The sequence below is a fragment of the Caballeronia calidae genome (assembly GCF_900044055.2).
Lineage (GTDB): Bacteria > Pseudomonadota > Gammaproteobacteria > Burkholderiales > Burkholderiaceae > Caballeronia > Caballeronia calidae.
Window position 1 is genome coordinate 1 of the sequence record NZ_FCOX02000093.1, and the last position, 18,806, is coordinate 18,806.

At 63.8% G+C, this 18,806-nt stretch carries 16 protein-coding genes; 7 read left to right on the plus strand and 9 right to left on the minus strand.

From position 1 onward, the window contains the following. Window positions 1-486: 486 nt before the first annotated feature. From AWB78_RS37915 to AWB78_RS37935, 5 genes are all read right to left on the minus strand, one after another. Window positions 487-1,434: an ABC transporter permease gene (locus tag AWB78_RS37915; RefSeq protein WP_062611852.1), complete on the minus strand. Its 948-nt coding sequence runs from the start codon at window positions 1,432-1,434 to the stop codon at window positions 487-489. A 6-nt stretch (window positions 1,435-1,440) separates the two neighbouring features. Next, window positions 1,441-2,424 (minus strand): ABC transporter permease, encoded by a 984-nt coding sequence (locus tag AWB78_RS37920; protein ID WP_062611864.1) that lies wholly within the window; start codon window positions 2,422-2,424, stop codon window positions 1,441-1,443. Next, the gene (locus AWB78_RS37925; RefSeq protein WP_062611853.1) at window positions 2,424-3,989 is read right to left on the minus strand and encodes a sugar ABC transporter ATP-binding protein; all 1,566 of its coding nucleotides are present in this window, start codon (window positions 3,987-3,989) and stop codon (window positions 2,424-2,426) included. Before AWB78_RS37925 ends, AWB78_RS37920 begins: the two co-directional genes overlap by 1 nt. A gap of 69 nt (window positions 3,990-4,058) precedes the next feature. Then, window positions 4,059-5,066 carry an ABC transporter substrate-binding protein gene (locus AWB78_RS37930; RefSeq protein ID WP_062611854.1) on the minus strand — a complete coding sequence of 336 codons (1,008 nt, stop codon included), beginning with the start codon at window positions 5,064-5,066 and terminating at the stop codon, window positions 4,059-4,061. Between the two features lie 128 nt (window positions 5,067-5,194). Continuing rightward, on the minus strand, window positions 5,195-6,283 hold the full coding sequence (locus tag AWB78_RS37935) for a LacI family DNA-binding transcriptional regulator (protein ID WP_232478041.1): 1,089 nt from the start codon (window positions 6,281-6,283) through the stop codon (window positions 5,195-5,197). Between the two features lie 209 nt (window positions 6,284-6,492). Here AWB78_RS37935 and AWB78_RS37940 point away from each other — a divergent pair, with 209 nt between their 5' ends. Both AWB78_RS37940 and AWB78_RS37945 read left to right on the plus strand, forming a co-directional pair. After that, window positions 6,493-7,293: a phytanoyl-CoA dioxygenase family protein gene (locus AWB78_RS37940; RefSeq protein ID WP_062611856.1), complete on the plus strand. Its 801-nt coding sequence runs from the start codon at window positions 6,493-6,495 to the stop codon at window positions 7,291-7,293. Beyond that, window positions 7,290-8,222 carry an aldose 1-epimerase gene (locus AWB78_RS37945; RefSeq protein ID WP_062611857.1) on the plus strand — a complete coding sequence of 311 codons (933 nt, stop codon included), beginning with the start codon at window positions 7,290-7,292 and terminating at the stop codon, window positions 8,220-8,222. Before AWB78_RS37940 ends, AWB78_RS37945 begins: the two co-directional genes overlap by 4 nt. 51 nt (window positions 8,223-8,273) lie before the next feature. Here AWB78_RS37945 and AWB78_RS37950 read toward each other — a convergent pair whose 3' ends face one another. The 3 genes from AWB78_RS37950 to AWB78_RS37960 all read right to left on the minus strand — a co-directional run bounded on the left by AWB78_RS37950 (window position 8,274) and on the right by AWB78_RS37960 (window position 9,586). Beyond that, window positions 8,274-8,585, minus strand: coding sequence for a hypothetical protein (locus tag AWB78_RS37950; protein WP_232478042.1), 312 nt, complete (start codon window positions 8,583-8,585; stop codon window positions 8,274-8,276). Between the two features lie 324 nt (window positions 8,586-8,909). Continuing rightward, on the minus strand, window positions 8,910-9,293 hold the full coding sequence (locus tag AWB78_RS37955) for a hypothetical protein (RefSeq protein WP_062611858.1): 384 nt from the start codon (window positions 9,291-9,293) through the stop codon (window positions 8,910-8,912). 71 nt (window positions 9,294-9,364) lie between these two features. Continuing rightward, window positions 9,365-9,586 (minus strand): hypothetical protein, encoded by a 222-nt coding sequence (locus tag AWB78_RS37960; RefSeq protein WP_062611859.1) that lies wholly within the window; start codon window positions 9,584-9,586, stop codon window positions 9,365-9,367. A 137-nt stretch (window positions 9,587-9,723) separates the two neighbouring features. On the opposite strand from AWB78_RS37960, the gene AWB78_RS37965 reads away from it, so the two are divergent. Then, window positions 9,724-10,935 (plus strand): putative DNA modification/repair radical SAM protein, encoded by a 1,212-nt coding sequence (locus AWB78_RS37965; RefSeq protein WP_062611860.1) that lies wholly within the window; start codon window positions 9,724-9,726, stop codon window positions 10,933-10,935. Next, a complete protein-coding gene (locus AWB78_RS37970) occupies window positions 10,935-12,356 on the plus strand; it encodes a UdgX family uracil-DNA binding protein (RefSeq protein ID WP_062611861.1) in 1,422 nt (473 codons plus the stop codon). Before AWB78_RS37965 ends, AWB78_RS37970 begins: the two co-directional genes overlap by 1 nt. 40 nt (window positions 12,357-12,396) lie before the next feature. Here the strand turns inward: AWB78_RS37970 and AWB78_RS37975 are convergent, their stop codons facing one another. After that, complete coding sequence (locus tag AWB78_RS37975) at window positions 12,397-13,185, minus strand: SDR family NAD(P)-dependent oxidoreductase (RefSeq protein ID WP_062611866.1); 789 nt, start codon at window positions 13,183-13,185, stop codon at window positions 12,397-12,399. A gap of 309 nt (window positions 13,186-13,494) precedes the next feature. Between AWB78_RS37975 and AWB78_RS37980 the strand changes: the two genes are divergently transcribed. The 3 genes from AWB78_RS37980 (at window position 13,495) to AWB78_RS37990 (ending at window position 17,828) form a co-directional block, all read left to right on the plus strand. Continuing rightward, complete coding sequence (locus AWB78_RS37980) at window positions 13,495-14,304, plus strand: DUF4410 domain-containing protein (RefSeq protein WP_062611862.1); 810 nt, start codon at window positions 13,495-13,497, stop codon at window positions 14,302-14,304. A 79-nt stretch (window positions 14,305-14,383) separates the two neighbouring features. Further along, the gene (gene cls, locus AWB78_RS37985; RefSeq protein WP_062611867.1) at window positions 14,384-15,655 is read left to right on the plus strand and encodes a cardiolipin synthase; all 1,272 of its coding nucleotides are present in this window, start codon (window positions 14,384-14,386) and stop codon (window positions 15,653-15,655) included. 106 nt (window positions 15,656-15,761) lie between these two features. Then, window positions 15,762-17,828, plus strand: a complete 2,067-nt coding sequence (locus tag AWB78_RS37990; RefSeq protein ID WP_062611863.1) for a putative bifunctional diguanylate cyclase/phosphodiesterase — start codon at window positions 15,762-15,764, stop codon at window positions 17,826-17,828. Window positions 17,829-18,806: the final 978 nt, after the last annotated feature.

The window sequence follows — 18,806 nt, forward strand, 5'->3', positions numbered from 1 at the left end:
AGGCTGGGGATAGCTGCTTTCTTTGGTTACTTTCTTTGCAGCAGCAAAGAAAGTGACTGCCGCCCCGCACAGGGGCAGAGCAAATAGACCGACACGAACACGGGATCCGGCGAAAGACAGCTACAGTGAGATAGAAGCATTAATAAGGAAGCGCACGCATCCCCGATGGACCGGTCGGCCGCGAAGCGGGACGGAGCTATTTGGCGCCTTACCGATTAGTCATGCGGCGCGATGTGACAGACCGTGCGCGATCCAAGCCCGCTTAGGCCTATGAGGGCACTCGCTACTGCCGGACCACGTGCAATCTTCTGTGCCGCGGCCGGCCTGAAGTGCTTAGGCTGGGGATAGCTGCTTTCTTTGGTTACTTTCTTTGCAGCAGCAAAGAAAGTGACTGCCGCCCCGCACAGGGGCAACACAAATAGACCGACACGAAAACAGGATTTCATAGAAGCGCAAAAAAACGAAACCCCCAACGCACCAGCACCCTCAACGCGCAAGCTTGACCGGCCGATTCAAAACCCGCGCCTGCAACACAATCACGAGCAACAAAAACAACCCGCGAATCACGGACTGCCAATACGCCGACAGCGAAATAAACCCAAGCCCATTCTCGAAGTTGAGCAGATTGAACACGAGCCCGAGCAACGCCACACCGGCGATCGTCATCGCGATGGACCCATCGCCGCCCGTAAGCCGCGTCCCTCCCAACACAACAGCCGAAATCGCAAACAACTCCCAACCGACGCCTTCATTCGGCTGCCCCGCGCCGAACTGCGCGGCGAGAATCGCCCCTGCGATACCCGCAAGCAATCCGGAAACGGCATAAACGAAGACCAGCGTGCGATCCACGTTCAGCCCCATCAGCCGCGATGCTTCTTCACTCCCGCCGATAGCGAGCGCATGCCGCCCGAACCGCGAGCTGCGCAACGCGATCCATCCGATCACAGCAACCGCCGTGCATACGAGGCCCGGAATCGGCAGACCAAGAAAATCGCCTTGTCCGAACGCGGCGAAGCGCATATCCGACGATATCGCCACCGCATCGTTATGACCGAGCAGCAACGCAAGTCCGTGCGCGCCGAGGCTCGTCGCCAACGTGACGATGAACGGCAGAATCCGCATATGCGTGATGACAAGCCCATTCAGCACGCCGACCGCGAGCCCCGCGAACGATCCCGCGAGCACGCCCGCCAGCGCGCCATGCGGACTCGCCAGCGCCGACACGACACTCGCCAGCGCCGCCACCGCGCCCACCGACAGATCGATGCCGCCCGTGATGATGACGAACGCCATACCCACGGAGACGAGCGCGAACATCGAGTTGTAGCGCCAGAAAGACGTCACGTTATACGCCGACAGAAAGTGCTCGTAACGCGTGATGCCAAGCACGAGCAATGCGACGAGCGCGATCAGAATGGGCAGGTTCTTCTTCATGCCAGGTCAGCCTCGCTTGCGTTGCACATACACCGCCGCGATGATGATCGCAGCCTTCAGCACGAGCGCGGCCGCATCCGGAATGCCGTGCGCGAGCAAGGTATAACGCAGCAATTGAATGATGAGCGCGCCGATCAGCGTGCCCGTGATATACGCCTTGCCGCCCGTCAACGCAGTGCCGCCGACCGCGACCGCCGCGATCGCATCGAGCTCCACACCGAGTCCCACGACGTTCGCATCCGACGATGAATTCACCGATATCGATATGAGTCCCGCAAGTCCCGCGAGCGCCGCGCACACGGTATAAGCGATCATCTTCACGCGCGCGGTCGGAATGCCGGAGAGATACGCGGCGTCCTCGTTGCCGCCCGTCACGAGCAGGTATTTGCCGAAGAGCGTCTTGCGCACGATCCACGTGAAGAGCGCGACCAGCGCGAGCATCAACAGGGTCTGGAAGGGCACGCCCGCAACTTTGCCGAGCGCGATCCATTGAAACGCGGGATTGTTGAACGCCTGCAGACTGCCATCGGTGACGACCTGCGCGATGCCGCGTCCCGCGATGAACAGCACGAGCGTCGCGACGATAGGCTGCACGTTGAGCCGCGTCACCAGAAAGCCGTTGAAGACGCCGCACGCGGCGGCCGCGAGTATCGGCAACGTGAACGCGAGCAGAATACCGAGCGGCCCTTCGATGTTCATGAAGAGCATCGGCGCGAGCGCACCGGCAATCGCCATCGATGCGCCCACGGACAGGTCGATGCCGCCCGTCGCGACGACGAGCGTCATGCCGATGCCGACGATCACGATCGTCACCACCTGCGTGAGATTCACGTTGAACGTCTGCAAGGAAACGAAGTGCTGCGTGAAGATGAGGTTGAACACGATCATCGCGAGCAGCACGGCAATCTCGCGCTGAATCGCGACGCCGCGCTTCTTTTTCGCGGGCGGCGTCTGCGTCAGGGAGGCGGCGGGTTGCGTCTTGTCGATCATCATTCGCTTCCTCGCGCCGTCGATTCGACTGCTTCGATCAACGTCGATTGCTCTCCCGCGCCGTACGCGATCGCGTCCATGATCGATGCCTCGTTCATCTGCGCGCCGTCGAGTTGCGCGACCGTTTCGCCATCGCGGATCACGACCGCGCGATCGGCTACCGCCGTCAGCTCTTCCAGTTCCGATGCGGACAGCAGCACCGCAAGCCCCGCATCGCGCAATTCGCGCACGATCTTCGCGACATCGGCTTTAGCGCCCACGTCGATGCCACGCGTGGGCTCATCGAGCAGCAGGAGGCGAGGGTGCGTCGCGAGCCAGCGCGCGAGCAGCACCTTCTGCTGATTGCCGCCCGATAGCTCGCGTATCGGCTGATCCGGCGAGCGCAGCTTGATGCCGAGCGATTCGATGAAGCCATCGACGATTTCCTTCTGCTTCGCGACATCGACGACGCCGCGCTTCGTCAACGCGGGAAGGCATACGAGCGTGAGGTTGTCGCGCACGGATAACTCCGGCACGATGCCTTCGGCCTTGCGATCCTCGGTCAGATACGCGACGCCGCGTGCGATCGCGTCCTTCGGCGATCTGAAGTTTGCGCTTTCGCCGCCGACGGCAAGCGTGCCTTTAGCGGGACGGTCCGCGCCGAAGAGCAGACGCATCGTTTCCGTGCGTCCCGAACCGAGCAGGCCCGCGAGGCCGACGGCTTCGCCCGCATGCACATCGAGCGAGACGTCGGTGACTTTCGCGCCGGCAGCGAGCCCCTGCGCGGAGAGCGCGACAGGCCCGCGCTTTGCGAGATTCGCTTCCTTCACGGCGCTGTCTTCGTGCACGACGGCGGCGAGCGTGCGGCCGAGCATCGTCGTGACGAGCTTCAGCTTGTCCATCTCCCGCAGCGTGCTTTCGGCGACGGTTTGACCATCTCGCATGATGGTGACGCGATCGCACAGCGCATAGAGTTCATCGAGCCGATGCGATACGAAGATCACCGCGCGCCCATCGTCGCGCAGACGACGCACGACGGTGAAGAGCAACTCGACTTCACGCTCGTCGAGCGAGGACGTCGATTCGTCCATGATGACCATCTTCGCATCCGACGAAACGGCGCGCGCAAGCGCGACCATCTGCTGAATCGCGGTCGAATACTCGCGCACGGGCTTCTTCACATCGATATGCAATCCGAGGGATTCGAGCAGATCGGATGCGCGCTGCTGCACCGTCTTCCAGTCGATGAGACCGAAGCGGCGCGGCTCGCGTCCGAGAAAGATGTTCTCCGCGACCGAGCGGAACGGCACGAGATTGATCTCCTGATAGATCGTGCTGATGCCCGCCGCGCGCGCATCCTTCGGCATGCGGAAATCGACCTCGCGGCCATCGAAGCGAATCGTGCCCGCGGTCTTGCGATACGCCCCGGTGAGAATCTTGATGAGCGTGGACTTGCCCGCGCCGTTCTGGCCGATGAGCGCATGCACTTCGCCCGCCGCGACGGTCAGGCGCGCGCGTTTCAAAGCAGCAACACCGCCGAACGCGATGTCGATGTCCTGCATGTCGAGAAGGGGAGTCTGAGCCATGCCGTAGGTCCGTCGAAATGAAAAAGCGAGCGCCGTCCATCCGGCGCCCGCAAGACACACACACTTCGATCAGTACCCGTACTGCATGCTCGCGTCGACGTTGCTCTTGTCGTAGAAGCGGTCCGATACCTTGACCCACGGCGGAACGGTCTTGCCCTTCGCGTACTTCTGCGCGACATCGCAGGCGAGCGGGCCGAAGAACGGGCTCGACTGCACGCTCGCGCCGAGTTCGCCCGCCTTGATCGCTTCGAGCCCGCCCTTGGTGCCGTCGATCGTCACGAGGACGATGTCCTTGCCCGGCTGCTTGCCTGCCGCCTTGATCGCGGCAATCGCGCCGAGCGCCATTTCGTCGTTGTGCGCGTAGACGGCGGTCACGTCGGGATGCGCCTGCAACAGCGTTTCCATCACCTGACGGCCCTTGTCGCGCGCGAAATCGCCGCTTTGCGATGCGACGATCTTCATGCCGGGATTCTTCGCGATGACTTCGTCGAAGCCCTTCTTGCGATCGTTCGCGGCGGACGCACCCGTCGAGCCTTCCAGTTCGATGATCGTCGCCTTGCCGTTGGTCGCCTTCACGAGCCAGTCGGCGGCGCGGTGTCCCTGATCGATGAAGTCCGAGCCGATGAACGTGATGTAGTCCTTGCCCGCCTTCGCCATCGACTGATCGATATTGCGGTCGACGAGAATCACCGGAATGCCCGCTTTCTTCGCCTGCATCACGACGGGCACGAGCGGCTTCTCCTCGCGCGGCGGGAACACGAGCAGGTCGACGTGTTGCGCGATCATGCTCTGGATGTCCGAGACCTGCTTGGCCGCCGAGCTGTTGGCGTCGGTCATGACCATCTGCCAGCCGCATTTCGCCGCGATGTCCTTGAAGCTTTTCGTTTCGGCGAGACGCCACGGGTTGTTGCTCTCGGTCTGCGCGAAGCCGACCTTCAACGGTTTCTTGGTTGGAATCTTCGGCAGGCCGTCTTCGGCGGCGTGGGCGGCGGTGAAACCGGCCGCGAGCGTGAGGGCGGTGAGTGCGGCAGCGAGCGGGCGCGGGCCCAGACGCGATTTCTTCTCTAGCGACAGCATGTCTTCCTCCAAAGGATGGTTTGCCTTTTTCTAGTAGTGCCGATGCTTGTGATGCCCGGTCTGCCTGCTGCGAGAGTGGTCATGCGTGCTGCGACTTCGGCGATTATTTCATCGCGTTTTATTAATGGTCAATCGTTAATATTATTAATGGCGAGCTGCTTCGTTTCGTTGATGGTCCTGACCGAGCCGCGCTCGATCAACGGTCCATCGAGCTTCACGGTGCGTCGTCGCACTGGCGCGCCCGCCGCGCGGTTCTGTTCTTCCTGCAGGAGCGTCTCCACCGCCCAGCGGCCGAGTTCATAGTTCGGCAGCACCACCGTGGAAAGCGGCGGATGCGTGTGCCGCGCGATTTCCTGATCGTCGTAGCCGAGCACGGAGACGTCGTCGGGCACGCGCAGGCCGAGTTGCTTCAGCGCTTCGATCGCGCCGAGCGCCATCAGATCGTTCGCGCAGAAGATCGCCGTCGGCGGATTCGGCTCGCGCATCAGCGAAAGCGTGTGCTCGAAGCCAGTGTCGGGACTCCAGTCGCCTTCGCGCACGAGTTCCGGCGCGAACGGCAGGTCCGCCGTGGCGAGCGCCGTGCGATAACCCTTCAGACGATCGCGCGCCGCGTCCTGCCAGGGCTCGCCGTTGATATAGCCGATGCGTCTGTGTCCCGCCGCCAGCAGGTGATCCGTTGCGGTGTGCCCGCCCGCGACTTCCGCCGGCACGACCGACGACACGTTCACCTCGTTCGAATAGCAGTTGAGCAGCACGGTCGGCACCTTGGCCAACGCGTCGGGCAGCGTGACGCGGCGTGTGTAGACGGTCGCGTAGATCACGCCGAGCACGTTCGGGTTGCCGAGCGTCGCATCGAGCACGCGCGCTTCGATCTCCGCATTGCCGTGCGTCGAGTAGACAGCCAGCATGCGGCCGTTCGCGAACGCGGCATCGCGTGCGCCGTCGATGCTCACGACCGGATGCGGGCTCGTCGATATTTCATCGGCCAGATAGACGATCAGATTGAGCTCGCCCTGGCTTTCGAGCGCCGCGACCGGCTCGCGCTGCGTCATGCGATAGCCGAGTTCCTGCGCGGCGCGCAGCACCTTGTCGCGTGTGGTGTCGGAGAACTTCGCGCCGCTGGCGTTGTTCAGCACGAGCGAAACCGTCGATTGCGAGACTCCGGTGAGCTTCGCGATGTCGGTCATCGTCGGGCGGCGTTGCGTGGATTTTTTCATTGTGCGTGCCGCGTCGTGCGGCTGGACTCTGCGCGGACGATGCGTCGCGGGCCGGGAAAACTTGCCATTAATATTAGTGATGAACGACGCGGAAAGCACGCTTTTATTCGTCATTTTGATCTAGGGTTTTCACTGGTTATTACTAATAATATTGACGGATCGATTACACGCGTGCGATTCTCTTCGCACTCGCAACGAGGAGACGGCGCATGAGCAAGTACGACGAGAGCACGCGCGACGCGCTCGCCGAGACGTTCGAACGGGATGGCTTCGTCCTGCTGCGCGATCACTTTCCGCGCGCGGTCATCGAAGCCTGGCGCGCAGCGTTCGAGCCGCTGTTGAAACCGCATGTGGAGGCAGCGCGTGAAGCGTCCTCAAACGGCAATCGTGGACCGGGGCGCTATTACGTCACGCTGCCGTTCGAAGGTGAGTTCGCCGATCCATCGGTCATGTGCGATGACGACATCGTCGGTATCGTGGAGCGCGTGGCCGGGCGCGATCCGGTGATGTGCCAGCTCGCCACCGATACGCCCGTGCTCGGCTCCGAGTATCAGGACTGGCATCGCGACACGCCGCCGCTCTTCGACGACGCGCCCGAAACGCCATCGTTCCAGCTCGCGGTGAACTTTCCGCTCGTCGATGTCGATGACCGCAACGGACCGCTCGAAACCACGCGCCGCACGCATCGCCTGTCGCGCGAAGAAGCGCTCGAGGGCTTGCAGGCAGGGCGCTTCGCCGCCGAGCGCGTGCCGATGAAAGTCGGCGATGTGATGATCCGCGACGTGCGCGGCCTGCATCGGGGCACGCCGAATCTGGCCGGCGAGCCGCGTCCGATGGTCGTGATCGGCTACAGCCGCGCCTGGTATTTCCGGCCCGAGGTGCATATCGACGTGCCGCGCGACGTGTTCGCCGCATTGCCTCCGCGGGCGCGGCGTCTGCTGCGCTTCAATCCGCTGGTCGAGAAGACGGCGCGCACGTTCGACGAAAGCTACCGGCAGTTCGCATATTGAGCGCCGCGGCTTCCGCTACGCGGGTCGAACTGCGTCATGGCGCGCGGCGCGTGCTGCTGGCGCCCGAAGTGGGCGGTGCCATCGCAGCTTTCGACGAAACGCGCGATGGACGTTCCATCGACTGGCTCCGTCCCGCGACGCCCGCCGCGCTCGCCGCACGCGATCCGCTCGGCATGGCGAGCTTTCCGCTCTTGCCGTATTGCAACCGCATCCGCGATGCGCGCTTCATGTTCGAAGGCGCGATCATCGATCTTTCCGGCGATGGAAATGCGTTTCCGCACGCGCTGCACGGCAATGCGTGGCGCCTGCCCTGGCGCGTGGAGGAAGTGTCGGCATCGCGGGCGCGCTTGCATCTTCTGCACGAGCCTTCGCGCGAAGCCGCGCATCACTGGCCGTTCGCCTACGAAGCGACGCAGGACATCGCGCTCGATGCACACACGCTAACCGTCACGATGTCCGCGCGCAATCTGTCCGATCGGCCGATGCCGTTCGGCATGGGGCATCACCCATACTATCCGCGCACGCGAAATACGCGCGTGCATGCGCGCGTCGATGCGATGTGGCATTGCTCGCCCGATCTGCTGCCGACGCATGCGGGACCGCATCCGTGCGTCGACGCGATGGCATCGCGCGAAGGCCTGTCCGCCGATGCTTTCGATCTCGACAACAACTTCGCCGGCTGGTCGCACACGGCGACGATCGCCTGGCCGGACGAACGCCGCGCGATCACGCTGCACGCCGACTCGCCTTTCGATCATATGGTGGTCTACGCGCCCGCGTCGCATCCCGATCTGCTCTGCGTGGAACCGGTGAGCAACGTAGCGGACTGGGTGAATCTGAATGTGGATCGCGCGCTGAAAGGCGGCGCGGTGCTGAAGGCGGGCGAGTCGGTCATCGCGACATTCGCATGGACGACTCGCATCGAGTGATGTGTCGCGGACGATGATGACACTCGCCCGCGACGTCGAGCCTTCATTCGGTCATTGACCGAAGAAGATGTCGCAGCGGGGCGCGTCGCCGCAGCCGCCCTGGCGACGGCCGCTTGCGGATGCGCTCGCGCCGGCTGCCATGCCACCGTACGCGGATTCGTCGGCTTGCGCGGCGGGCATTGCGGCGCTTTGCGTCTGATCCTGCGTGTCCTGCGACATATACATCGGGCGCATCGTCTGCACGAGTTGCTGCGCGTCCGCGGGCATGCCTTGCGCGTGGGCACCGCCGACGCCGGCGACGGTGGCCACGAGCGCGCTGGCGGCCATCATCGCGATGAGTTTCGGATTGAGTGTCTGCTTCATGTTCCAGCTCCTTGAAACGATTGCACAAGCAGCCGGGAACGCGATTCTCGGACTCCTTGCCTTGTCGATGGACGGGATCGAGCGCAGCGGCTCAAAGGCCGGAACATGCTTTGCTCGACGCGGCAATGAAAGCCACGCCAGGCGCGACGGATAGCGCTCAGGAGCTAAGTTACGGTAAGGGGAAAGAGCGAGAAATCCCTATCTCGCAGGGATGCTTTGGAGGGGGAGCGCAGACGGCGGCCAGGCATTCGGATGGTGCGCCGATGAAAGATGACGACACGCCCGGGCTTGCGCGAAGCCCGAGCGCGCGATGACGACGTGGACTTAGTACGACTTGGACGCGCCGCCGCTCGAAGTACCCGAGTCCGAACTGCTCTTCTTGTTCTTGTGCATCTTGCTGCTTTGCGACGAGCCCATGGTGTTCGCCCCCGATGCGCCCGAGGTCGTACCCGTCACGCCGTTGCTGTTTGGCGTGCTCATGCCCGTGCCGCCCTGACCCGCGCCATTGCCGCCCGCCGTGCCGCCACCCGCGCCACCACCGGCTCCGCCGCCCGCGCCTTGCGCGAACGCCGCGCCGGACAGGCCCAGGATCATTGCCGAAACAAGCAGACTTCTCTTCGCGTTCTTCATGGTGTCCTCCCGTTGATCGATGGTCTTGATGCGCGCCGCCTCGCACGATGCTGCGGCGTCGCGGAGTTTCTTCCGCAATCGCCGTGCCGCGCGAGATGGCGCGCGCACCGGTTCCACCTCAGACCGTGTTACGGGAAGAAGCGCGAGCGTCAGGCCAACGCCTCGTCACACCATTCGATAGCCCACGCCCGCGCGCAATGCACGGCATCCGATTCGCTCGTGAAGGAATCGAGCTCGCCCGATTCGAAGACTTCCATGTGCCCGCCGTGCTCTTCTGGCGAACGCGTGATCTTTGCGTGTGCGTAGTAACTTCCGTCCTGATCGTGATGCGCGGTGCAATCGATGTGGAACGTCTTGTAGTCGAATCGCATAGGGCTCTCCGATGAATGAAGTATTGGGCCAGGCGCGAAGCATGCGAGAGGCTAAGCAAACGTTCTGTCATGGACATTTGTGTTTGACTCCGCAACCCACGTGGGATACTGTATAAACATACAGTATCATATGCAAGATGGATCTCTCCGAAAAGCTCGAAATTCTCGCAGATGCCGCCAAGTACGACGCGTCGTGCGCGAGCGGCGGCGCGCCCCGGCGCGAGTCGCGCGGCATAGACGGTCTCGGCGCCAGCACCGGTTCGGGCATCTGCCACAGCTTCACGCCCGATGGCCGCTGCGTCTCGCTGCTCAAGATCCTGCTGACCAATTTTTGTCTGTACGACTGCCGCTACTGCATCAACCGCCGGTCCAGCAATGTGCCGCGTGCGCGTTTCACACCCGATGAAGTCGTCAGCCTCACGCTGGATTTTTACCGCCGCAATTACATTGACGGCCTGTTTCTCAGCTCCGGCGTGATTCGTTCGTCGAACTACACGATGGAGCAGCTCGTGCTGGTCGCGAAGACGTTGCGCGAGAAGCATCAGTTTCGCGGCTACATACACCTGAAGACGATTCCCGATGCCGATCCCGAACTCATCGCGCAGGCGGGGCGCCATGCCGACCGCCTCAGCGTGAACATCGAGCTGCCGACGGAAATCAGCCTCGAGCGGCTCGCGCCGGAAAAAAGCGGCCGCACGATCAAGCTGGCGATGGGCAACATCCGCGTGGCGCGCGAGGAATCCGAAGCCGAGCCGCGCGCGCCGCGTTTCGCGCCGGCGGGGCAGAGCACGCAGATGATCGTCGGCGCCGACGAAACGGACGACCGCACCATCCTCGGCACCGCCGAAACGCTCTACGGCTCGTATCAGCTGAAGCGCGTCTATTACTCGGCGTTCAGCCCCATTCCCGACAGCCCGTCGGGCGTGCCGTCGCAGGCGCCGCCGCTGTTGCGCGAACATCGTTTGTATCAGGCGGACTTTCTGATGCGCGGCTACGGGTTCGCCGCCGCCGAACTTCTCGGCGATGCCGGCAATCTCCCGCTCGATGTCGATCCGAAGCTCGCGTGGGCGCTCGCGCATCGCGAACGCTTTCCCGTCGACCTGAATGCAGCGCCCGCGCGCATGATCGCGCGTGTGCCGGGCATCGGCATGCGCAACGCGAAGCGCATCGTCGAGTTGCGGCGCGCGCGGCGCGTGCGCTATCACGATCTCGTGCGGCTGCGCTGCGCCATGGACAAGGTGAAGCCATTCGTCGTCACGGAGGATTACCGGCCGCCGCTCGCCGAAGCGCCTTCGGAAAATCTGCGGCGCGCGCTCGCCACCGGTCCGGTGCAGCTCTCGCTGATCTGATGCGCGTCATCACCATCGACGACGATTTCGACGCCTGGCGCGCCGCCGCGCTCGAGGCGCTCGCGCAAGGGCTCGCGCCCGAAATGGTCGACTGGCGCACGTCGCAAGCGGAGCCTGCGTTGTTCAACGAATCCGCGCCGTCGGTGCATTCGACCGGCGCGCCGCCGATCCGCGTATCGCGGGAACTCGCCGCGCTCTTGAAAGACGCTGCGCATTGCCGCGACGCGCGCCGCTGGAACTTTCTCTATCGCGTGCTATGGCGCTGGGCGGCGGGCGACCGGTCGGCAGCATCGCCCGCCGATGAAGACGGCGCGCGGCTCTACAAGATGGCGAAGGCGGTGCGCCGCGCGCAGCACGACATGATCGCGTACGTGCGCTTTCGTCAGCGCGACGCGGCGCTCGGCGCGCCCGAATATGTCGCGTGGTACGAACCCGATCACGACGTGCTCGCGTGGGGCGCGGCGCATTTCGCGGCGCGCATGGGACGCTCGACATGGCTCATCGCGACACCCGACGGCGCCGCGATGTTCGACGGCGAGCGCCTGCAGCTGGAGCGCCGCCGCGCGGTCGCGTCGGACCATGCTGCGGACGCGCCCGATGCCGCCGAAGCCCTGTGGATGACCTATTACCGCAGCATCTTCAATCCCGCGCGTCTGAACGAATCGGCGCTCGAGCAGCACATGCCGGTGCGTTTCTGGAAGGGCCTGCCCGAAGGCGCGCTGATTCCCACGCTCGTGAGCGATGCGCGCGGCGGCGCGCGGCGCGTCGCGCAGGCGCAGAGCGTCGGCGCGCTCGGCGGCAAATCGGTTCAGGTCGATGCCCTCGATGCGCAACCCGAACGCGATGCGCCCACGTCGCTCGACGCCTGCCGCCGCTGCGATCTGTGGCGCAACGCGACGCAGGCGGTACGCGGCGCGGGTCCGTCCGGCGCGCGCATCATGCTGCTCGGCGAACAGCCCGGCGATCAGGAGGATTTGAAGGGCGAGCCGTTCGTCGGTCCGGCGGGCCAGTTGCTCGACGACGCGATGCAACGCGCCGGCGTGCCGCGCGAACAGGTCTTTCTGACCAACGCGGTGAAGCATTTCAAATGGGAGCCGCGCGGCAAGCGGCGTCTGCACAAGACGCCCGCGCAGCAGGAAATCGAAGCGTGTTCGTACTGGCTCGAACAGGAATTGCATGACATCGGCGCGCGCGTGATCGTCACGCTCGGCGCGACGGCGCTCAACGCGCTTTTCGGCCGGCGCGCGACGTTGTCGGCGCATGTCGGGCGCGTGGTGCCGTATCGGGACAAACTCGTCGTCGCGACGTATCACCCGTCGTATGCGCTGCGGCAGAACGACGAAGCCGCGCGCGAGCGAACCGTCGCGGCCATCGTCGCGGCGCTGGAACAGGCGCGCGAGCTCGCGTCGCCGTCGCAATGAAGTCGCGATGACTTCGCAATAACGTCGCGCGCCCGGAAGCTCAGAACGCCGCGCGCACGACGCCGCCGTCCGCGCGCAAGGCCGCGCCGTTCGTCGCCGACGACAACTCCGAGCACACATACGCGACCGTGCTGGCGATTTCCTCCGGCGTGATGAAGCGCTTGAGAATCGAGGTCGGGCGCGCTTCCTCGAAGAACTGCTTTTCGAACTCCTGGAAGCTCTTGCCGCCCGAGAGCTTCTCGACGAAATCGGTGACGCCTTCGGAACTCGTCGGTCCGGGGAGCACCGAATTGACCGTGACGCCGGTGCCCGCGCAAGTCTCGGCGAGTCCGCGCGCGAGCGAAATCTGCGCCGATTTCGTCATGCCGTAGTGAATCATCTCGACCGGAATCTGGATGCCGCTCTCGCTGCTGATGAACACGACGCGGCCCCAGTTCTTCTCCTTCATCTTCGGCAGATACGCGCGCGACAGCCGCACGCCCGACATGACGTTCGCGTTGAAAAAGCGCAGCCATTCCTCGTCTGGAATCTCCTCGAACGGCTTCGGATCGAAGATGCCCATGTTGTTGACGAGAATATCGACGTGCGGAAAACGCTTCACCAGTTCGGCGACTTGCGCGGCATCGGAGACGTCGCCGGCGAAGCCTTCGGCCTGCGCGTTCGGTGCGAGCTCGCGCAGCTTCGCGAGCGCCGCATCGACGGATGCCTGCGAGCGGCCGTTGACGATCACGCGCGCACCCTCGCGCGCGAGCGCCACCGCGATGGCGTGGCCGATGCCCTTCGTCGATCCGGATACGAGTGCGAGCTTGCCGGCGATCTTGAGATCCATATTGGCTCCTGTGGAATGTGTGACGGGATGCACCGCGAATTGCACGATGCGTCGATCCGAAGTTAAGCAGAAGCCGGTGAAGCCTGCAGAAACGAGGCTCGCGCGGCGCGTGTCGAATCGGCTGAAAGCCGCGTCCGACAAGGCGCTCGGGACGATGAAACCCCGCGACATAAATGTTCGATGGCCTCGGCGGAGGGCGTCGCTCATAGTTGCGCCAGCGTGATCGAAACGAAGCAGCAGAGAGAAACGAGAGACGTATCACGCATCCATCCAACACGATTCCCGGCGCGGCCGGCACGGAGATGCAACATGAACAGCCCGATCAAATTCTCGTCGCTCAATGCAATGCTCAAGAAGGCGCGCAGCGCGGCGCTGGCCGGTGTCGTCGTCGGCACGGCGCTGCTGACGGTCTGCGCGAGCAATCCCGCGCAAGCCGCAAGCCAGTACAACCAGTACGGCGGCCAGTCTGTGCAGACCGTCGCCGCGACGCCCGCCATGCGCCCCGACACCATCTATGTCTATGCCTTCGCCAGCGACGCGAGCGACGTCAAGCTCGACAATCACGGCATGATCTCGAAGATCGGCTCCGCGCTCTCCGGCGACTCGCAGGCGCAGAAAGAGACGCAGGACGCGATCGCCGCGCGCGAGGAAGTCGCGAACGAGATCGTCGCCAAGCTCCAGTCGATGGGCCTGCGCGCGGTCCGCGCCGATGTGCCGCCGCCGCAAGACCAGAACGTGCTCGTCGTCGAAGGCAGCATCAATACGATCGACGCGGGCAATCGCCGCCGCCGCATGCTGATCGGCCTCGGCGCGGGCGAAAGCAAGGTCGGCGCGACGGTGCAACTCGTCTTCAAGCCCGCGCACGGCGCGCCGCAACTGCTCGAACAGTTCGACGCGAAAGCCGACAGCGGTCACATGCCGGGCGTCGCGGAAATGGCGGGCGTCGGCGCGGCGGCGGGCCACGTGGCGAGTTCGCTCGCGGTGTCGGGCGGGCTGCACGCGGCATCGGAGACGAAGCATGCCGATGTATCGTCCGATGAGAAGCGCCTCGGCGATTCCATCGCGAAGCAGATCGCGAAGCTCGGCCAGGAGCAGGGCTGGATGCCCGCGAAGAGCTGAACGCGGTCCGGCGATGCGCGGTCCGGAACCTGCTTAAACTAACGGGTCCGGACGGATGTTCGCTTCGCGAGGCCCGCGCATGCCGACGATTGCTTTGATTGCCCTGACGATTGTCGTGACGCTCGTCGTCGTGCTGGTGATCGCGAATCTGACGAGCGGCGAGAAAAAGATCGAGCACAAGATCGAACGGCTGTACGCGAGCGACGACCCGCAGTTCATCCGCTCGATGGGCCTGCTGCTCGGGCCGCCGGTCATCGGGGGCAACCGCTTCGAGGTGCTCGTGAACGGCGACGAGATCTTTCCGTCGATGCTCGAAGGCATCCGCTCGGCGCAAAAGACGATCACGTTCGAGACCTTCATCTACTGGTCCGGCGCGATCGGCGAGGACATCGCGCGTGCATTGTCGGACAAGGCGCACGCAGGAGTCGCGGTGCACGTGCTGCTCGACTGGGTCGGCTCGTCGAAGATGGACAAGCGCTACCTGCGCATGCTGCGCGACGCGGGCGCGGAAGTCATCCAGTATCACAAGCCGCACTGGACTGGGCTCGGGCGCATGAACGATCGCACGCACCGCAAGCTGCTCGTGATCGACGGGCGCGTCGGGTTCACGGGCGGCGTGGGCATCGCCGAGGAATGGACCGGGCACGCGCAGGACGAGAAGCACTGGCGCGACACGCATTTTCGCCTCGAAGGTCCGGCGGTCGGCCAGATGCAGGCCGTCTTCATGGACAACTGGATCAAGGCGACGGGCAACGTGCTGCACGGCCCGGACTATTTTCCGGACCTCGAAGACGCGGGTGACGGCTTCGCGCACATGTTCAGCAGCTCGCCTTCGGGCGGCAGCGACGACATGCAGCTCATGTATCTGATGGCGATCACCGCCGCGACGAGCTCGATTCACTTGTCGAGCGCGTATTTCGTGCCGGACAAGCTGACGATCAACGCGATCGTGGAAGCGGCGAGGCGCGGTGTCAGGGTGCGCATCATCACGCCGGGCAAGCGCATCGACACGCATACGGTGCGCGAGGCCTCGCGCGCATGCTGGGGCGATCTGCTCGCGGCGGGCGTCGAGATGTACGAGTATCAGCCGACGATGTTCCACTGCAAGCTCATCGTCGTCGACGAGTATCTCGTGTCGGTGGGATCGACCAACTTCGACAACCGCTCGTTCAAGCTCAACGACGAAGCCAATCTCAACATCTACGATCGCGATTTCGCGCGCCGGCAGACGGCGATTTTCGATGACGACGTCGCGCACGCGAAACGCATCACGCTCGATGACTGGCGCCGCCGTCCGCTCGTCGAAAAGATGCTGGAGCGCGTCGTCGCGCTGCTCGATCCGCAACTTTGACCGGTGCGCACAGCGGCCCGCGAATAATCGCGCGCGCGAGCCTAAAGATTCGTGGTCGTGAGCCGATAAGACGCCCACGCACACGAGTCTCCGGCTGACCCGCACTATGCATGGCACTTACAACTTATGGCTGGTCGCGGCATCGCTCGTCGTCGCGACGCTCGCTTCCTATACCGCGCTCGATATTTCGGGCCGCATCGCCATGCTCTCGCAATCGCGCGTGCGGCACGCCTGGCTCGCGGGCGGAGCGGCGTCGATGGGCATCGGCATCTGGTCGATGCATTTCATCGGCGTGCTCGCTTTCGAGCTGCCGATTCCGCTCGGCTATGACCTGAAGATCACCGCGGGTTCGCTCGGCATCGCGGTGCTCGTGTCGTTTTTCGCGCTGCATGTCATCACGAGCAGGCGGCTGACGGCGGCGCGTCTCATCGCGAGCAGCGTGCTGATGGGCGCGGGCATCGCGGCGATGCACTATACCGGCGATGCCGCCATGCGCATGAATCCGGCGATCGAATATGATCCGCGCCTCTTCGCTGCGTCGATCGCGATTGCGGTGATCGCATCGGGCGCGGCGCTGTGGATCGCGCACATGCTCTCCGATGCGAGGCAGAAGAACGTGCTCGCGAAGCGTACGGCGGCGGCGTTCGTGATGGGCATCGCGATCACCGGCATGCACTACACGGGCAACGCGGCGGCGAACTTTCTGCCGGGCGCGATTTGCGGCGCGGCGAACGACGTCGATGCGCGCTGGCTCGCGACCACCGTCGTGCTCTTCACGCTGGCGATTCTGATCATCACGCTCGTGCTGTCGCGCTTCGACGCGCGCACCGCGTTGCTCGCCGGTTCCGTGACGCGCCTGAACGGACAGATCGTGCGCATGGCGACCTTCGACACGCTCACGGACTTGCCGAACCGCCGCACGATGAACGAGCGCATCGAGCGCGCGATCCGCGGCGCGAAGCAGAGCGGCAGCCGCTTCGCGATTCTCTTCATGGACCTCGACGGTTTCAAGACCATCAACGATTCGCTGGGCCATACCGTCGGCGACGAAGTGCTGAAGGCGTTCGCGCGGCGCTTGCAGGAATGCGTGCGCGGCGGCGACACGGTCGCGCGACTGGGCGGCGACGAGTTCGTCGTGATGTTGGAGAACCTGCATGCGCCGACCGACGCCGAGAAGATGGCCGAGCGCATTCTCGACATGATGAGGAAAGGCCTGCTCGCGGGAAAGCATCCGTTGCAGGTGATGCCGAGCATCGGCATCGCGCTGTATCCGCAGGACGGCGATAGTGTCGAGTCGCTGCTCAAGCATGCAGATGTCGCGATGTACGAGGCGAAGCGCGGCGGGCGCAGCACGTACCGCTTCTTCGAGGCGAGCATGAACGAGGCGGCCGTGCGGACCTTGCAGATTCAGCAGGCGTTGCACGAGGCGCTGAACGGCGGTCATTTCTATCTGCTCTTCCAGCCGAAGTTTCGCGGCAAGAGCGGCGAGCTGGCAGGTGCCGAGGCGCTCATCCGGCTGGATCATCCGGAGATCGGCACGCTGACGCCGCTCGAATTCATCCCGATCGCGGAGCGTTCGGGGCAGATCGTGCAGATCGGCTATTGGGTCGTGCGCGAGACGTGCCGGCATCTTGCGCGCTGGCGCGAGGAAGGGCGTCCGCCGGTGAAGGTGGCGATCAATCTGTCGCCGCGGCAGATGAGCGAGGCGGATCTCGTTGCGAACATCATGGCGATTTTGCGCGAAGAGCGCGTGGCGAGCGAGCAGATCATGTTCGAGATCACCGAGACGGTGGCGATGCAGGATGCGCCGCGCACCATCGAGATGATTCGCGTGTTTCAGGAGAATGGCTTCGAGATCGCGATCGACGATTTCGGCACGGGGTATTCGAGTCTCGCGTACTTGCAGCGCTTTCGCGCGAAGCAGTTGAAGATCGACAGGTTCTTCACGAATGGGCTCGACGAGAATGGACAGGAAGGGCGGGCGATCGTGTCGGCGATCATCGCGCTCGCGCATTCGCTGGATATGGATGTCGTCGCGGAAGGGGTCGAGACTGGGTCGCAGCTCGATCGGCTGCAGGACATGATGTGCGATGAGATGCAGGGGTTTTTGTTGGCGATGCCGTTGTCGGCGGAGGCGTTTGGGGGGATGTTGGAGGGGAGTGGGGTGGTTTAGGTTTAGGTTTAGGTTTAGGGGGCTGTGGTTGGTCCTCGCTTCTTCTATGAAATCCTGTTTTCGTGTCGGTCTATTAGCGTTGCCCCTGTGCGGGGCGGCAGTCACTTTCTTTGCTGCTGCAAAGAAAGTAACCAAAGAAACAGCTATCCCCATCCAAAGTACTTCCAGCCGGCCGCGGCACAGAAGCAGTCTCGTGGTCCGGCAGTAGCGAGTGCCCTCATAGGCCATACCGGGCGTGGACCGCGCACGGTCTGACAAGCTAGAACCTTGAGGGCGCTGGTTCAGCACCAAATAGCTTCGGCACAGCGCTACGCGCTGCCGTTGGGTTTGCAAGGGAAACCGCCGGTGGGCGAATGCAGTGAGATAGAAGCGTTAGCAAGGAAGTGTGTGCCGACCCGATGGACCGGTCGGCCGCGAAGCGGGCCGGAGCTATTTGGCGCCTTACCAGTCAGTTGAGTGGTGCGATGTGACAGACCGTGCGCGATCCAAGCCCGGTGAGGCCTACGAGGGCACTCGCTACTGCCGGACCACGAGAGTGCTTCTGTGCCGGGGCCGGCATGAAGTACTTTGGATGGGGATAGCTGTTTCTTTGGTTACTTTCTTTGCAGCAGCAAAGAAAGTGACTGCCGCCCCGCACAGGGGCAGTGCCAATAGACCGACACGAACACGGGATCCGGCGAAAGACGGATACAGTGAGATAGAAGCATTAATAAGGAAGCGCACGCATCCCCGATGGACCGGTCGGCCGCGAAGCGGGACCGAGCTATTTGGCGCCTTACCGATTAGTCATGCGGCGCGATGAGACAGACCGTGCGCGATCCAAGCCCGGTTAGGCCTGTGAGGGCACTCGCTACTGCCGAACCACGTGCAATCTTCTGTGCCGGGGCCGGTGTGAAGTACTTTGGATGGGGATAGCTGTTTCTTTGGTTACTTTCTTTGCAGCAGCAAAGAAAGTGACTGCCGCCCCGCACAGGGGCA

What these genes read in the sequence shown, in the direction of transcription:
- AWB78_RS37940 (WP_062611856.1), top strand. Translation starts at nt 6,493, where the DNA reads ATGAGCAAGTACGACGAGAGCACGCGCGACGCGCTCGCCGAGACGTTC.
- AWB78_RS37980 (WP_062611862.1), top strand. Translation starts at nt 13,495, where the DNA reads ATGAACAGCCCGATCAAATTCTCGTCGCTCAATGCAATGCTCAAGAAG.
- cls (WP_062611867.1), top strand. Translation starts at nt 14,384, where the DNA reads ATGCCGACGATTGCTTTGATTGCCCTGACGATTGTCGTGACGCTCGTC.
- AWB78_RS37965 (WP_062611860.1), top strand. Translation starts at nt 9,724, where the DNA reads ATGGATCTCTCCGAAAAGCTCGAAATTCTCGCAGATGCCGCCAAGTAC.
- AWB78_RS37930 (WP_062611854.1), bottom strand. Translation starts at nt 5,066, where the DNA reads ATGCTGTCGCTAGAGAAGAAATCGCGTCTGGGCCCGCGCCCGCTCGCT.
- AWB78_RS37990 (WP_062611863.1), top strand. Translation starts at nt 15,762, where the DNA reads ATGCATGGCACTTACAACTTATGGCTGGTCGCGGCATCGCTCGTCGTC.
- AWB78_RS37915 (WP_062611852.1), bottom strand. Translation starts at nt 1,434, where the DNA reads ATGAAGAAGAACCTGCCCATTCTGATCGCGCTCGTCGCATTGCTCGTG.
- AWB78_RS37935 (WP_232478041.1), bottom strand. Translation starts at nt 6,283, where the DNA reads ATGAAAAAATCCACGCAACGCCGCCCGACGATGACCGACATCGCGAAG.
- AWB78_RS37925 (WP_062611853.1), bottom strand. Translation starts at nt 3,989, where the DNA reads ATGGCTCAGACTCCCCTTCTCGACATGCAGGACATCGACATCGCGTTC.
- AWB78_RS37950 (WP_232478042.1), bottom strand. Translation starts at nt 8,585, where the DNA reads ATGAAGCAGACACTCAATCCGAAACTCATCGCGATGATGGCCGCCAGC.
- AWB78_RS37920 (WP_062611864.1), bottom strand. Translation starts at nt 2,424, where the DNA reads ATGATCGACAAGACGCAACCCGCCGCCTCCCTGACGCAGACGCCGCCC.
- AWB78_RS37960 (WP_062611859.1), bottom strand. Translation starts at nt 9,586, where the DNA reads ATGCGATTCGACTACAAGACGTTCCACATCGATTGCACCGCGCATCAC.
- AWB78_RS37975 (WP_062611866.1), bottom strand. Translation starts at nt 13,185, where the DNA reads ATGGATCTCAAGATCGCCGGCAAGCTCGCACTCGTATCCGGATCGACG.
- AWB78_RS37970 (WP_062611861.1), top strand. Translation starts at nt 10,935, where the DNA reads ATGCGCGTCATCACCATCGACGACGATTTCGACGCCTGGCGCGCCGCC.